Consider the following 1,729-nt stretch of genomic DNA (forward strand, 5'->3'; position numbering starts at 1 on the left):
CGGGAGCAAGCTCCCTCGCCACGTGGGTTCACCTGATACTCTTGCGCCAAACTCCACCCTTGAGGCCCCATGGCAATCCCCACGCGCCATTCACTCTTTCCCTTCTTGAGCTGGCTCCCACGGCAGACGCGCGCCACTGTCGGTCGCGACCTGGTGGTCGGCCTCAGCGGCGCGATCCTGGCGCTGCCGCAGTCCATCGCCTACGCCCTGATCGCCGGATTGCCGCCGGAATATGGGTTGTACGCGGCGATCGTGCCAGTGCTGATCGCCTGCCTGTGGGGTTCGTCGTGGCATTTGATCTGCGGTCCTACGGCGGCGATCTCCATCGTCCTATACGCCACAGTCAGTCCCCTGGCCGTGCCTGCGTCCCAGGACTACATCACGCTGATCCTGTTGCTGACGGTATTGGCGGGTATTTTCCAGTGGCTGCTCGGGTTGCTGCGGTTCGGGGCGCTGGTCAATTTTGTCTCGCACTCGGTGGTGCTGGGTTTCACCCTGGGCGCGGCGGTGGTCATTGCCTTGGGACAACTGCCGAATCTGCTGGGCCTGGACCTGCCAAACGAAGCCACGGCGTTGAAGAGCCTGCTCATGTTGTTCAGCCACATCGGGGCTGTGGATAAACCTTCATTGCTGCTGGGCTTGGGGACGCTGGCGGTGGGCATAACGCTCAAACGCTTGTTGCCGCGCTGGCCGAGCCTGTTGATAACGTTGGTCATCAGCAGTCTGGTGGTCTGGGCCTGGCCGGCGATGTTCGGGCATGTGGCGCTGGTCAGCGCCTTTACCGGGCGCTTGCCGCCGTTCACGCCGTTACCACTGGACCCGGAGCTGATCTTGCGTTTGCTGCCCGGTGCCGTGGCGGTGGGCATGCTCGGACTGGTGACCAGCCTGTCCATCGCTCGCTCGTTGTCGGTCCGCTCGGGGCAATTGCTCGATGCGAACCAGGAAGTCAGGGCGCAGGGCCTTTCCAATATAGTTGGAGGATTTTTCGCCGGGTCATTGTCAGCCGGTTCCTTCACCCGTTCCGGCCTCAGTTATGAGGCGGGCGCTGGCTCGCCGCTGGCCGGGGTCTTCTCGGCGCTGTGGGTGGCACTGTTTGCCGTGGCCGGCGCGAAACTGATTGCGCACATTCCGATTCCCGCCATGGCCGGTAGCATCCTGCTGATTGCCTGGGGCCTGGTGGATCATCGGGGCATCCGGGCGTTGTACCGGGTGAGTCGCTCCGAATTCCTGGTCATGGGGCTGACCTGCCTGGCAACGCTGCTGCTGGAACTGCAAACCGCGATCTACGCCGGCGTGCTGGCCTCGCTGTTTTTCTACCTCAAGCGCACCTCACAGCCTCGCGTGCACCATAGTCGCGAAGGCGAGGCGGACGTTTTGAGGGTGGGTGGCTCGATCTTTTTCGGTGCCAGTCATTATTTGCAGGTGCGTTTGCAACGTCTGCAGGCGCAGCGGGTGGTGATCGATGCCCAGCAGATCAACTTCATCGATTATTCCGGCGTGGAAATGCTCCATCAGGAAGCCCGGCGGTTGCGCGGCCAGGGGCGCAGCCTGACCTTGCGTGGGGCAAGGCCGCAGGTGGTGGAGGAGTTGTTGAAGTTGGAGGGATCGGACAAATGCCCGATCCGGTTTGAAGGCTGAATTGTTTTCCCTGTAGGAGCTGCCGAAGGCTGCGATCTTTTGATTTTGATCGTTCACTTGCGACTCAATTGTCTGGGGAAAGATCGCAGCC

At 61.9% G+C, this 1,729-nt stretch carries 1 protein-coding gene; it reads left to right on the forward strand.

The features are described from left to right. Positions 1-69: 69 nt before the first annotated feature. Entirely contained in the window at positions 70-1,638 is a 1,569-nt protein-coding gene (locus OC610_RS26930) for a SulP family inorganic anion transporter (protein ID WP_264432335.1), read from the forward strand. Positions 1,639-1,729: the final 91 nt, after the last annotated feature.

This window comes from Pseudomonas agronomica, from assembly GCF_025917275.1.
Taxonomy (GTDB): domain Bacteria; phylum Pseudomonadota; class Gammaproteobacteria; order Pseudomonadales; family Pseudomonadaceae; genus Aquipseudomonas; species Aquipseudomonas agronomica.